At 66.4% G+C, this 12,038-nt stretch carries 13 protein-coding genes; 6 read left to right on the top strand and 7 right to left on the bottom strand.

Annotated features, from left to right (window positions below):
• Positions 1-136 precede the first annotated feature (136 nt).
• The 4 genes from ABZX86_RS18050 to ABZX86_RS18035 all read right to left on the bottom strand — a co-directional run bounded on the left by ABZX86_RS18050 (position 137) and on the right by ABZX86_RS18035 (position 3,581).
• Positions 137-1,228 (bottom strand): adenosine deaminase, encoded by a 1,092-nt coding sequence (locus ABZX86_RS18050; protein ID WP_355124739.1) that lies wholly within the window; start codon positions 1,226-1,228, stop codon positions 137-139.
• Positions 1,229-1,385: 157 nt separating this feature from the next.
• Positions 1,386-1,649 carry an excalibur calcium-binding domain-containing protein gene (locus ABZX86_RS18045; protein WP_355124737.1) on the bottom strand — a complete coding sequence of 88 codons (264 nt, stop codon included), beginning with the start codon at positions 1,647-1,649 and terminating at the stop codon, positions 1,386-1,388.
• Between the two features lie 118 nt (positions 1,650-1,767).
• Positions 1,768-3,045, bottom strand: coding sequence for a thymidine phosphorylase (locus tag ABZX86_RS18040; protein ID WP_355124877.1), 1,278 nt, complete (start codon positions 3,043-3,045; stop codon positions 1,768-1,770).
• A gap of 134 nt (positions 3,046-3,179) precedes the next feature.
• Positions 3,180-3,581 (bottom strand): cytidine deaminase, encoded by a 402-nt coding sequence (locus ABZX86_RS18035; RefSeq protein ID WP_355124876.1) that lies wholly within the window; start codon positions 3,579-3,581, stop codon positions 3,180-3,182.
• A gap of 300 nt (positions 3,582-3,881) precedes the next feature.
• On the opposite strand from ABZX86_RS18035, the gene sdhC reads away from it, so the two are divergent.
• The 4 genes from sdhC to ABZX86_RS18015 are packed head-to-tail and all read left to right on the top strand — an operon-like array spanning position 3,882 to position 7,261.
• Positions 3,882-4,274, top strand: coding sequence for a succinate dehydrogenase, cytochrome b556 subunit (gene sdhC / locus ABZX86_RS18030; protein ID WP_327143888.1), 393 nt, complete (start codon positions 3,882-3,884; stop codon positions 4,272-4,274).
• An 8-nt stretch (positions 4,275-4,282) separates the two neighbouring features.
• Complete coding sequence (locus ABZX86_RS18025) at positions 4,283-4,714, top strand: succinate dehydrogenase hydrophobic membrane anchor subunit (RefSeq protein ID WP_297614633.1); 432 nt, start codon at positions 4,283-4,285, stop codon at positions 4,712-4,714.
• Positions 4,715-4,730: 16 nt separating this feature from the next.
• Entirely contained in the window at positions 4,731-6,488 is a 1,758-nt protein-coding gene (gene sdhA / locus ABZX86_RS18020; protein ID WP_355124735.1) for a succinate dehydrogenase flavoprotein subunit, read from the top strand.
• Positions 6,488-7,261, top strand: coding sequence for a succinate dehydrogenase iron-sulfur subunit (locus ABZX86_RS18015; protein ID WP_355124733.1), 774 nt, complete (start codon positions 6,488-6,490; stop codon positions 7,259-7,261). Before sdhA ends, ABZX86_RS18015 begins: the two co-directional genes overlap by 1 nt.
• A gap of 144 nt (positions 7,262-7,405) precedes the next feature.
• On the opposite strand, the gene ABZX86_RS18010 is transcribed toward ABZX86_RS18015, so the two are convergent.
• Positions 7,406-8,023, bottom strand: a complete 618-nt coding sequence (locus ABZX86_RS18010) for a PadR family transcriptional regulator (RefSeq protein WP_355124731.1) — start codon at positions 8,021-8,023, stop codon at positions 7,406-7,408.
• Positions 8,024-8,149: 126 nt separating this feature from the next.
• Here ABZX86_RS18010 and ABZX86_RS18005 point away from each other — a divergent pair, with 126 nt between their 5' ends.
• Positions 8,150-8,605: a hypothetical protein gene (locus ABZX86_RS18005; RefSeq protein ID WP_355124729.1), complete on the top strand. Its 456-nt coding sequence runs from the start codon at positions 8,150-8,152 to the stop codon at positions 8,603-8,605.
• 273 nt (positions 8,606-8,878) lie between these two features.
• Positions 8,879-9,766 (top strand): phenylalanine 4-monooxygenase, encoded by an 888-nt coding sequence (locus ABZX86_RS18000; protein ID WP_355124727.1) that lies wholly within the window; start codon positions 8,879-8,881, stop codon positions 9,764-9,766.
• Here ABZX86_RS18000 and ABZX86_RS17995 read toward each other — a convergent pair.
• Both ABZX86_RS17995 and ABZX86_RS17990 read right to left on the bottom strand, forming a co-directional pair.
• Positions 9,763-10,392: a TetR family transcriptional regulator gene (locus tag ABZX86_RS17995; protein WP_355124725.1), complete on the bottom strand. Its 630-nt coding sequence runs from the start codon at positions 10,390-10,392 to the stop codon at positions 9,763-9,765. The two genes, ABZX86_RS18000 and ABZX86_RS17995, sit on opposite strands and share 4 nt — an antisense overlap.
• On the bottom strand, positions 10,382-11,896 hold the full coding sequence (locus tag ABZX86_RS17990) for an MFS transporter (RefSeq protein ID WP_355124723.1): 1,515 nt from the start codon (positions 11,894-11,896) through the stop codon (positions 10,382-10,384). Before ABZX86_RS17990 ends, ABZX86_RS17995 begins: the two co-directional genes overlap by 11 nt.
• Between the last annotated feature and the right edge of the window lie 142 nt (positions 11,897-12,038).

Genomic DNA, 12,038 nt, shown 5'->3' with positions numbered 1-12,038 from the left:
TCCGCCGATGGGTGAGAGCCACTCGACCGCCGTTGCGGGCCGGCGGTCGAGCAGGGGGCTCGGTTTTGGACGTACCCCCGGAGTTACCCCGAAGCTCACGAAATCAGTTGTTGCGTAAGCATCTTCTGAGCCGGATTCAGCCGAGCATGACCGCGTATCCCGGTTTGATGACTTCGTCGATGATGCGCAGGCGTTCGGGGAACGGGATGAAGGCGGACTTCATGGCATTGATGGTGAAGCGCTCCAGGTCGCTCCAGCCGTAGCCGAAAGTGTCTGCGAGCTTGAGCATTTCATTGCTCATGCTGGTATCGCTCATCAATCGGTTGTCGGTATTGACGGTGACTCGGAAGCGCAGCCGCGCCAGCACGTCGAAGGGATGCTTGTCGAGCGAGGGCACCGCGCCGGTCTGCACATTCGAGGACGGGCACAGCTCCAGCGGAATTCGCAAGTCCCGCACGTAATTCGCGACCCGGCCGAGCACGGGACCGTCCGGACCCTCGGTGATGTCATCGGTGATGCGCACGCCGTGACCGAGCCGGTCGCAGCCGCAGAAGGCAAGGGCCTCATGGATGGACGGCAGCCCGAACGCCTCGCCCGCGTGAATCGTGAAGTGCGCGTTATTGGCTCGCATGTACTCGAACGCGTCCAGGTGCCGGGTGGGAGGGTAGCCGGCCTCCGCGCCCGCGATATCGAAGCCGCCGACGCCCAGATCCCGGAATCTGATTGTCAGTTCGGCGATTTCGCGGGAGCGCGCCGCATGCCGCATGGCGGTGAGCAGGCAGACCACCCGAATCGGCGTACCGGCCGCGGCGGCGATGGCCTCGCCCTCACGGAATCCCGCGAGGGTGTATTCGACCACCTCGTCCAGGGTGAGCCCGTTTTCCAGATGCTGCTCCGGGGCGAAGCGCACCTCCGCGTAGACGACTCCGTCCGCGGCCAGGTCTTCGGCGCATTCGCGCGCCACCCGCAGCAGGCCCTCGGGCGTCTGCATGACGGCGACCGTATGCGCGAAGGTTTCCAGATAGCGTTCCAGCGATCCGCTGTCCGCCGCGTCCCGGAACCAATTTCCCAGGGATACCGCGTCACCAGCCGGTAACTGGTCGTATCCGCAGTCGCGAGCCAGCTCCAGCACGGTGGCCGGTCGCAGCCCGCCGTCCAGGTGATCGTGCAGGACCGCCTTCGGCGCCTGGCGGATCGAAGCGAGAGTGAGGGGCGTCGGTCCAGTCATGTAGAAACGGTAGCCGCATTCCCGTTCTGCGGCATGACAGTTGACCTGTGTCACCTACTGGTAGGCGTGTCGTTGCCCTCACGTTGCTGGACTTCGCCGGATCTTCACCCACCGGGTACAGCGCCTGATGGGCACAGCGGCTATCGGGCACGGTGAGCTAGTAGCCGCAAGCTACACCGGTGCCCTTCGGGTCCAGCAGTCCGGTGTATCCCGGCTGTCCGGCCAGCAGCGGCGCCTTGCCCTCCGCCCGCACCTGATCGCAATTCGCGTAATAGGGGTGCGGCGCGCCCTTGGAAGTCGGCGGCGGCGGGGAGGTGTCGTAGTGCGCGGAGGCGACGGCCGGGAGAAATCCACCGAGGGCGAGGGCGCTCAGGCAGGCCGCGGCCGATGCGCGTAATCGCAATGAGTTTCTGTGCTTCACGATTTCCAGGCTAGGCCGATCCCCGCGCGCCCGCCCTCCTCGATTCTCAGCCCGCACGCAGGGTCAGGCCGTGAATCGGGCCCGGGATCAGTCAGGCAGTGATGCGCCCCAGGATCAGTCACGCCGTGATGCGCCCCAGTATCAATGGAGTCGGCGCGGGCGGCGCACCGATGGTGAAGGCGTCGCGCAGCGCGTCCAATGCCGCGGGGAAAGCCTCCGGCGTATCGGTGTGCAGGGTGAGCAGCGGGCTGCCCGCCGTGACGGTATCGCCGGGTTTGGCATGCATTTCGATGCCCGCGCCGAATTGGACGCTGTCGCCCTGCCGCGCGCGGCCCGCGCCCAGGCGCCACGCGGCAATGCCGATATCGAGTGCGTCGAGGCGGGCGAGCGTCCCGGAGGCCGGGGCCGCAACCACTTCGGTGTGCCGCGCCCCGGGCAGCGGTGCGTCGGGGTCGCCGCCCTGCGCGCTGATCATCGCGCGCCAGTGGTCCATGGCGCGGCCGTCGGCCAGGGCCGCGGCGGGGTCGACGTCGATTCCGGCCTGGGCCAGCATTTCCCGGGCCAGGGTGAGGGTGAGCTCGACGACGTCGGCCGGTCCCCCACCGGCGAGCACCTCCAGCGATTCGGCGACCTCGAGGGCATTGCCCGCGGTCCGGCCGAGCGGGGTGTCCATGGCGGTGAGCAGCGCCACGGTCCGCACGCCCGCATCGGTGCCGAGTTCGACCATCGCAGTGGCCAATTCGCGGGCCTGGCCGAGTTCCTTCAGGAATGCCCCCCGGCCGACCTTCACATCCAGGACCAGCGCACCGGTGCCCTCGGCGACCTTCTTGCTCATGATGGAACTTGCGATCAGGGGGATGGATTCGACGGTCCCGGTCACATCACGCAGCGCGTAGAGCCGTTTGTCGGCCGGGGCGAGGTCGGCTCCGGCGGCGCAGACCACCGCGCCGACGGCCGGATCGGCGAGCAGCTCCCGCATCCGGTCCACCGAAAGATCGGCCTGCCAGCCGGGAATCGCCTCGAGCTTGTCCAATGTGCCGCCGGTATGGCCCAATCCGCGCCCGGACAGCTGCGGGACGGCCGCACCGCAGGCCGCGACCAGCGGTGACAGCGGCAAGGTGATCTTGTCGCCGACGCCGCCGGTGGAGTGCTTGTCCACGGTGGGCCGCACCAGATCGCCGAAGTCCAGGCGCTTGCCGGAGTCGATCATGGCGGCGGTCCAGCGGGCGGTCTCGCGGCGTGTCATACCGCGCCAGACAATCGCCATGGCCAGGGCCGACATCTGCTCGTCCGCGACCTCACCCCGGGTGAACGCGTCCACCACCCAATCGATCTGCGCGTCGCTGAGCTCCCCGCCGTCGCGCTTCGCCCGGATTACGTCAACAGCCGAGTGCACACTCATCTCCCCACCCTGACATGGCAGCACCCCCTCGTCATCCCGGCGCGCTTTTGGCCGGGATCCACACTTTTCGAGGCGGATCCCGGCCAAAAGCATGCCGGGATGACGAAGGGTGTCGCGCTGGGGAGCGGTTACTGCTGTCCGGCTTCCAGATCGTCGGGACCGAAGGCGTCCGGGAGCAGGGTGCTCAGCAGGACCGGTGCGCCGCGGTGGTCGACGAGCGCGTCCGCTCCCCCGTGTTCGTAGAGCAGTTGCCGGCAGCGACCGCACGGCATCAGGATTTCGCCCCGGGAATCGCAGACCGAGACCGCGCGCAGCCGCCCGCCACCGGACGAAATCAAGTTACCGACCAGTACACATTCGGCGCAGAGGCCCAAACCGTATGAGATATTTTCCACATTGCAGCCGCTCACAATTCGCCCGTCCGCGGTGAGAGCAGCGGCTCCGACGGGGAATCGGGAGTAGGGCGCATAGGCATTTCGCATGACTTCAAATGCGCTGCCTCGCAAGAGATTCCAGTCAATATCAGACATATCGGACCATCCTTCCATGCCCATGCAAATAGCCACGCGGAAGCCCTCGGACACCACCCCGGAGATCAGGAAAGGCAAACCTAACTCAGGATATTTCCGGCCAACGAGCGGCACGCCGAATTAGTTCCGATACGGGGCTGGGATTAGAGTTCACGACAGATCGGTTCAGGTTCCCGACTGCGGGCCTGCAGCACTGCCACCGGACGGCGATTCCGGCTGTGAGCTGGTGTTATCGACAGTCCAATGGCTCCGCGCCGGATCTGACCGGGTCCATCAACGACGTTGGAGGCACCGCACTCTATGACCACGCTAGAAGCTCCGGCCAAGCCGAAGCGGACCCTGTACCGAGGCGACCCCGGTATGTGGTCCTGGGCGCTCCACCGCATCACCGGTGTGACGATCTTCTTCTTCCTGTTCGTCCATGTCCTGGACACCGCGCTCGTGCGCGTCAGCCCGGACACGTACGACAAGGCGATCGAGACGTACAAGAATCCGATTGTCGCCCTCATGGAGATGGGTCTCGTTGTCTGCGTGCTGTTCCACGCGTTCAACGGCATCCGCGTCATCCTGGTCGACTTCTGGTCGAAGGGGCCCCGCTACCAGCGCCAGATGCTCTGGATCGTGCTCACGATCTGGATCCTTGTCGCGGGCGCCGGGATCGGCCGCCAGCTCTTCTACCTGCTGACGAATTGAGCCTCGAGATGACCGCACCTGTTCTCGGTAAGTCCTACGACCGCCCCGCCAGCCTGGACGCGCCCCGCGCCCCGCGGCGTCAGGGTGGCAACAACTTCGAGAAGTACGCGTGGCTGTTCATGCGTGCCTCCGGCCTGCTGCTCGTCGTCCTGGTCATCGGCCATATGACGATCATGCTGATGCTGGACGGCGGCGTGCACCGGCTGAACTTCGCGTTCGTCGCCGGCCGCTGGGCCTCGCCGTTCTGGCAGATCTGGGATCTGACCATGCTGTGGCTCGCACAGCTGCACGGCGGCAACGGCCTGCGCACCGTGATCGACGATTACGCGCGCAAGGACTCCACCCGCTTCTGGCTGAAGGCCGCGCTGGTCGTGTCCATGATTCTCGTCATGGTCACCGGCACCTACGTGATCTTCACCTTCGACCCCAACATCAGTTAGGAACAGGCCAACTCCGATGAGTGAATCCCGACCGATTCAGGAGCACCGGTACGACGTCGTCATCGTCGGCGCCGGTGGCGCAGGCATGCGCGCGGCGATCGAGTCCGGACCCCGCGTCCGCACCGCTGTCCTGACCAAGCTCTACCCGACCCGCAGCCACACCGGTGCGGCGCAGGGCGGCATGTGCGCCGCGCTCGCGAACGTGGAAGAGGACAACTGGGAGTGGCACACCTTCGACACCGTCAAGGGTGGTGACTACCTGGTCGACCAGGACGCCGCGGAGATCATGGCCAAGGAGGCCATCGACGCGGTGCTCGATCTGGAGAAGATGGGCCTGCCGTTCAACCGCACGCCCGAGGGCAAGATCGATCAGCGGCGCTTCGGCGGTCACACCCGTGACCACGGCAAGGCTCCGGTGCGTCGCGCGTGCTACGCCGCTGACCGCACCGGCCACATGATCCTGCAGACGCTGTACCAGAACTGCGTCAAGCACGACGTGGAGTTCTACAACGAGTTCTACGTGCTCGACCTGGTGATGACCGGCACCGTCGCGACCGGTGTGGTCGCCTACGAGCTGGCCACCGGCGATCTGCACATCTTCCACGCGAAGTCGATCATCTTCGCGACCGGCGGCTCGGGCCGGATGTACAAGACCACCTCCAATGCGCACACCCTCACCGGTGACGGCATGGCGATCGTGTTCCGCAAGGGACTTCCGCTGGAGGACATGGAGTTCCACCAGTTCCATCCGACAGGCCTCGCGGGTCTGGGCATCCTCATCTCCGAGGCGGTCCGCGGCGAGGGCGGCATTCTGCGCAATGCGTCGGGTGAGCGATTCATGGAGCGCTACGCCCCCACCATCAAGGACCTCGCGCCGCGTGACATCGTCGCCCGCTCGATGGTGCTCGAGGTGGCCGAGGGCCGTGGCGCCGGTCCGAACAAGGATTACGTCTACATCGACGTGACCCACCTCGGCGCGGACGTGCTCGAGGAGAAGCTCCCCGACATCACCGAGTTCGCCCGCACCTACCTGGGCGTGGACCCGGTGACCGAACTGGTGCCGGTCATGCCGACCTGCCACTACGTCATGGGCGGCATCCCGACCCGCATTCGCGGTGAGGTGCTGGCCAACAACACCGATGTGGTCCCCGGCCTGTACGCCGCCGGCGAGTGCGCGTGTGTTTCGGTGCACGGCTCCAACCGCCTGGGCACCAACTCGCTGCTGGACATCAATGTGTTCGGCCGCCGCGCGGGCATTGCCGCCGCCGAGTACGCCCAGCGCAGCGAGTTCACCGAGCTGCCGGAGAACCCGGCGCAGATGGTGCAGGACTGGCTGGCGCTGATCCTGTCCGATCACGGCAACGAGCGCGTGGCCGATATCCGCGGCGAGCTGCAGGCCACCATGGATGCCAATGCGGGCGTGTTCCGCACCGAGGACACCCTCAAGCAGGTCCTCAACGACATCCACGAGTTCAAGGACCGGTACACCCGGATCACCGTGCAGGACAAGGGCAAGCGCTACAACAGCGATCTGCTCGAGGCCCTCGAGCTGGGCTTCCTGCTGGAGCTGGCCGAGGTCACCGTGGTGGGTGCGCTCAATCGCAAGGAATCGCGCGGAGGACACGCTCGCGAGGACTACCCGAACCGCGACGACACCAACTACATGCGCCACACCATGGCCTACAAGACGGGTCCGGAGTTGATCTCCGATATCCGCCTGGATTACAAGCCGGTGGTGCAGACCCGCTACGAGCCGATGGAGCGTAAGTACTGATGACTGCGACACTCGACAAGGCGGCCCCGCAGAAGCCTGCGCCGGTGCCGCCCGGCTCGGTCCTGATCACGGTCAAGATCGCGCGCTTCAATCCCGAGAACGACCTGGGCAACCACTGGGACGAGTTCAAGGTCCCCGTGCTCCCGACCGACCGGTTCCTGAACGTGCTGCTCTACATCAAGTCCTACCTGGACGGCACGCTCACCTTCCGGCGCTCGTGTGCCCACGGTGTCTGCGGTTCGGACGCCATGCGCATCAACGGTGTGAACCGGCTGGCGTGCAAGGTGCTCATGAAGGACCTGCTGCCGAAGAACGGCAAGGAACTCACCATGACCGTCGAGCCCATCCGCGGCCTGCCCGTGGAGAAGGACCTCGTGGTCGATATGGAACCGTTCTTCGACGCCTTCAAGGCGGTGAAGCCGTACCTGATCACCACGGGTAACCAGCCGACCATGGAGCGCATCCAGTCCCAGCACGACCGGGCCCGCTTCGATGACACCACCAAGTGCATCCTGTGCGCCTGCTGCACCACCTCCTGCCCCGTGTACTGGAGCGACGGCAGCTACTTCGGCCCGGCCGCGATCGTGAACGCGCACCGCTTCATCTTCGACAGCCGTGACGAGGGCGCCCGCGAGCGCCTGGACATCCTCAACGATGTCGAGGGTGTGTGGCGCTGCCGCACCACTTTCAACTGCACCGACGCGTGCCCCCGTGGCATCGAGGTCACCAAGGCGATCCAGGAAGTGAAGCGCGCACTGCTCTTCACCCGCTAGACGCAGCACTCGGCAGGCGCAGAACAGCTCTCGGGACTCTCAGGGACACCCCCTGAAACCCCGGGAGCGGCGCTCACGCCGTAAGCCGAAGGCCGCCCGCATCTTTCGATGCGGGCGGCCTTTTTTGTTGTGCTACAGGATGATTCAGCTGCGTATCGACTGATCCGCATGCGGGACAAGCGATTCCCACGACCAGGTCAGGGTGCCCGCTGCGAGGTCCGCGACGACGGCCTCGAGCCAGTGGAGTTCGGCGTCGGCGACGGCGCGCTGATATTCGTCTTCCAAGGTGACGATCCGGGGTAGGCCGAGTGGCGCGGATTGTGCGGCGTCGGAGTCTATTTCGGCGATACGGGCGCGCGTCGCGGCAACGCGGCGCTCGAGTTCCGCCTTCGCCTGGTCCGGGCCGAGAAGCATCAGGAACGACAGCGCCGCGGGGAATTCGGGGAATTCATTGCGCGGTTGCGCGATCATCTCGGTCAGCCAGGTGGTGAAGGCGGCGCGGCCGGCGTCGGTGATCTCGTAAACGGTGCGCTCTGGGTACTGCTGGTCGCGGCCGGTCTCGCGGACCGCCACCAGTCCGGCGTCCTGCAGGCGCGCGATGGTCTTGTACAGCCCGGCGCGCTGGCCCACATTGACGACCTTGTCCTTGCCCCATCCCTTGATGCGCCGCTGGATGGCGTAGGGGTGCATCGGCTCCATATGCAGGATGCCGAGCAGCGCCATCGCCACCGGCGACCGTTTGAACTGCGGCGATGCTGTCATACCCCCATCCTACTGGGTTCCGGCCCACTAGATTCCCACAAACTAGTTGCACTGCAACTAGTACATGTGCAACTATTGAGGAGCAGGCGAACCCGACCCGCTCCACCCGCTCCGAAAGGCACCGCGATGAACACCACCACCCGCATCCACACCGACCACGGCACCACCAAGCGCCTCGGCGACTGGACCGCCGCCAACCACTTCGAGGTCAAGGCCCGTTACGGCAGCGTCGTCATCGACCTGCGCTCGCCGCTGATCGAGGGCGACGATGAGATCGTGGTGCACGCCGATCTCGACCACGCCATGGTCAAACTGCTGGTCCCCGAGGACGCGGTCATCGTCCAGTCCGATCTGGAGTGGACCGGTCGCGGCCGGGTCAAGGATTTCTCCTGCCCGAAGGACGCCGCGGGCCGGGTCATCCGCCTGGTCGGCGCCGCCGATCGCAGTGAATTCCGCATCCACCGCGGCGGTATCGCCGTACTGTCGGCACTGTTCACACGCGAGTTCCTCGAGGACGCCCGCCAGGCGCACCGCGAGGGCCGCACTCCTACACTGCTCGATCCGGCCAACGCCCCGCGTTGATCGGGACCCGGACTGCAATCCGGTAGCACTCCCAGAAGGCCGCCCGCACTGCAATGCGGGCGGCCTTCGCCGTAGCTATCGCCCGGCCCCGCGCCGCGCCGAGTCCACGCGGCACCGGACCTCTCGAGTGCGCCCCGCCCTGCTGCATCGAATGCGCAGTGGCACTGGCAAAACGGGCGGTCGCTCGTCATATGTCACCCGTTCAGCTACGCAATCTGCTCAGCTGAGCGGGTGTTTGTTGTCTGAATCACACGGCGGTGATTGCATCAAGGCATGTTCACCGAGGCGCAGCTGTATTCGCCGGTCACCAAGGGGGCCGACGGCGATGTGACGGTGCATTTGAGCGATGAGCATCCCGGCGTGCACGATCCGCTGTACCGCATCCGCCGCAATGCGATCGCCGCGCTGGCCCTGGACTACCGGCCGGGCGCGCCGGTGCCGCAGATCGAGTACACCGCCGAGGAACAGGAAGTCTGGCGGATCGTCTCCGCCGAATTGGCGCGTAAGCGTGAGCGCTACGCCTGCACCGAGGTGATCGAGGCGGCGCGGCGGCTCGCACTGCCCACCGATCACATTCCGCAGCTGGACGAGGTGACGGCGCATCTGTTCCCGCTCACCGGTTTCCGCTACGCCCCCGCCGCCGGCCTGGTGCCGCTGCGCGAGTTCTTCGGCTCCTTCGCGGATCGGATCTTCCACTCCACCCAGTACATTCGCCATCATTCGGCCCCGCTGTACACACCGGAGCCGGATTCCGTCCACGAAATCCTCGGCCACGCAAATCAATTGGCGAGTCCGCGCTTCGCCGCGCTGTACGAGGAGGTGGGCGCGGCCGTCGCCCGGCTCACCTCCGAGCGGGCCCTGAAATTCCTGGCCGATGTCTTCTGGTTCTCACTGGAGTTCGGCGTGGTGCGCGAGCACGGCGAAGTCCGTTGCTACGGAGCCGGTTTGCTCTCCTCGTTCGGCGAGATCGAGGAGTTCCGCGATGCGCGGTTGCGGCCGTTGCACATTCAGGAGATGGGCACCGCCGTCTACGACATCACGCACTATCAGCCGGTGCTGTACTGCGCCGACTCCATTGCCGAAATCGAGGATGTGGTCGGCGGTTTCTTCGCCACGGTGGACGACGAGGTGGTGGAGGGACTGCTGGAACAGCCTGTCTAGAGCGGCATTCCGGCGGCGAGGAAGTCGATGACCCGCACGATCAGATCCCTGTCGAAGGGCACCCGCCCGGACGTACCGACAATCCCGAACATGGCCCCGGTCATCGCACCGACCAGCGCGCGGATCTCGAAATCGTCGGTGCTGCGGCCCAATCGAGGCGCGATCACACCGGCCATGAGGGCGATATTGCGCTCGAACTCCCGGGCCATCGCACCGCGCAGCTCGGGAATCGAATAGACCATATCGACCCGCTCCTGTTCGAAGGCGAGCAGCTCCGGATCCATTTCGTCGAACGCGTCGATGACGGCCTGGCGCACGGCGGCCAGGACCGGCGTGTCCAGCGGCTGCCGCTCGATGGCCCGAATCATGATCGGGTCCACATCGTCGGCGAGCACCACCTGTTCCTTCGACGGGAAGTACCGGAAGAAGGTGCTGGGCGAGATATCGGCCGCCTCGGCGATCTGCTCGACGGTGGTCTCGTTGTAGCCGTGCTCGCGGAAGAGCCGGAACGCCTCGGTGCGAATGGTGCGCCGGGTGCGTTCCTTCTTGCGTTCCCGCAGGCCGATCCCGGCCGGGGCGCTCTTGGCCCCGGCCGGGATGGTGGTGTGCTTGGGCTCAGCCGACATGAACCGATTGTGCAGCATCGGGCGCGAGCTCCGGCGCGGCCGGCCGATTCCGGGTGAGCAGCAGGGCCAGTGCGGTGGCCGCCAGTGCCACGCCCGCGCAGACCCACATCATGACGCTCATACCGTCGACGAACGCGGATCGCACGTGCGCGAGCACGGCCGGATCACCGAGTGCGCGGGCCGCACCCACCCCGGCATTGACACCGTCGGAGAGCGGTTCGTGATCGAGATCGCCGAGGCTGGAACGGTATTGGGTGGCCAGCACGGTGCCCAGTACCGCGACGCCGATGGTGCCGGCCGCCTGCCGCAGCGCCTGCAGCAGCGCCGAACCGGAGCCCGCGCGGTCGGGGCTGAGATCGCTCATGGCCAGGCCCATGGAGGCGGGCATGACGAAGCCCATGCCGATGCCGACCAGCACCAGGGCCGCGGCCGCGAAGCCGTAGGGCCGATCCACGGTGATGAGCGCGGCCATGCCGAGGCCGGCGGTGAGGAAGGCGAATCCGGCGGTGAGCACCACCCGCATCCCGGCCCTGGGCAGCAGCTTGTCCACCACCCGGGTGCCCACCAGCAGTCCGCCGATGAGCGGCAGCAGGCGCAGTCCGCTACCCAGGGTGTCGGTGCCGAGCACCGATTGGAAGTACTGCGGCATGGTGAAGAACAGGCCGAACATGGCGAAGTTGATAATGACCATATAGACGGTGCCCCAGCGGAATCCGGGTGCGGTGAAGAGTCCGAGATCCACCAGCGGATGCTCGGCGCGCCGCTGCCACAGGATGAAGCCGGCGAGCAGCGCCACCCCGGCCGCGACGACCGCCCAGCCCAGGCCGTTGCCCCAGCCTTCCTGCCCGAGCCGGATGAAACCGTAGGTGAGGCCGAGCATTCCGGTCGCGGAGAGCGCGATGCCCGGCAGGTCGATGCGGAAGACGCTGCCGCTGCGCGATTCCGGGACCAGCAGCGCCACCGCGGTCGCGCCGATGACGACCAGCGGCACGTTCAGCAGGAATACCGAGCCCCACCAGAAGTTCTGCAGCAACCAGCCGCCCACGATCGGTCCCAGTGGCAGGCCGATGGCGGTGGAGGTGATCCAGATGGTCAGTGCGCGTTGCCGTTCCGCAGGATCGGGGAACAGGCCCGGCAGCACCGACATGGACAGCGGCATCATGGCCGCGGCGGCGACGCCGAGGACCACGCGGGCGGCGATGAGCTGCCCGGAGGAGACCGCGAAGGCGCAGGCGAGGGAGGCCGCGCCGAACAGCAGCAGGGCCCCGAGCAGGATCTTCTTCCGGCCGTACCGGTCGCCGAGGGCGCCCGCGGGGAGCATGACCGCGGCGAGGGCGAGCGTGTAGGCGCTGCTGAACCACTGCAGCGCGCTGGTGTCGGCGTGCAGGTCGACGGCGAGGGTCGGTAGCGCGACGGTCAGCACGGTGACGTCGAGCCCGATGGTCAGCATGGCGAGTGCCAAGGCACCCAGGGCCAGCCAGCGGCGCACTCCTGGCTCATTCATGACAGTTCCAATCAGTTGATTCAAACTTGATAATGACAGAGTCTCTCATTTGCTAGACGGTGTCAAAACTTGTTGTGTCATGCATCTGCCGCACGTAGCTGGACTAGTGTCCAGCCCTCGTCGCGACAGCCACCCGGAACGC

Source organism: Nocardia sp. NPDC006630 (assembly GCF_040611495.1).
Classification (GTDB): Bacteria; Actinomycetota; Actinomycetes; order Mycobacteriales; family Mycobacteriaceae; genus Nocardia.
This window is presented reverse-complemented; position numbering and strand designations above follow the sequence as displayed.